2 protein-coding genes are annotated in these 841 nt (G+C 35.9%); both read right to left on the reverse strand.

From position 1 onward, the window contains the following. Window positions 1-56: 56 nt before the first annotated feature. Complete coding sequence (locus A7E48_RS05960) at window positions 57-353, reverse strand: hypothetical protein (RefSeq protein WP_068170792.1); 297 nt, start codon at window positions 351-353, stop codon at window positions 57-59. Continuing rightward, the coding region (locus A7E48_RS11145) for an MFS transporter (RefSeq protein WP_158004404.1) at window positions 350-841 on the reverse strand (492 nt) is incomplete at its 5' end. The genes A7E48_RS05960 and A7E48_RS11145, both read right to left, overlap by 4 nt.

Here is an 841-nt window from a genome sequence, read left to right on the forward strand (position 1 = left end):
TCTTATTTTTGCCGCTGGTGGGGCCGTTGTCTAGTTGGTGGGGTGTGGGTGTGTTCCTACTTTTGAATAAGCCTCAATGCGTAATACTCCGCAATGCGCGCGGAAAGAACAAGACCTGAGTCATTAAAAGTTATTACAGCATCGGGTTTTCCAACTGTTTTATCGATAGATTGAATAATTAAATCAAAATCATTCAAGTTTGGTAATATAATCGTTTTGTCAGCTATAGAAGCACCTTGATTGAATGGCGTATCTATTAAAATAACTTCCCATCCCATTCTAAAAAAAGTGCGATATGCCTGAACTCTGCTAGTGAGCGGATATCCAGTTTTAACTACAATAAGCTTCTTCATTGATAACCTTTTCTAAGATAGTTCTTAACCCAGATGATGCAGATAGGAATAAGTAACAAAACAGCGAGATATGCCCATCCAATATTATATCCAGTCATCAGTTGACCTTTTTGAAGAATAATCCCTCCCATAAAACCTCCGACTAGGGAACCAACACCGAGGGAGACAAAAGAAATACTAAGAACCTTTCCAATATTATTAGAAGAAACACTTTGGGTAACCCATGTGTCAATTGCTGGAGCAGCAAAGACAACACCCATTGCATTTAAAATTGAAAAGCTTATTACATCATGAATCCTCATAGATGGTGTTGAAAGAATAAATAAAGAAGTACACAAAAAAATCTGGCCAATTAATATTCTTGCAACTGGCGATAGGCGCAAAAATGATGATAATTTTTCTATTGGGATTTGAGAAACTATTACCAAAATAGCATTTATTGAAAAAATTAAACCAAGTAAATATGTCAGATTTTGCTGTTTCATCAA

This window comes from Rothia sp. ND6WE1A (genome assembly GCF_001683935.1).
Classification (GTDB): domain Bacteria; phylum Actinomycetota; class Actinomycetes; order Actinomycetales; family Micrococcaceae; genus Rothia; species Rothia amarae.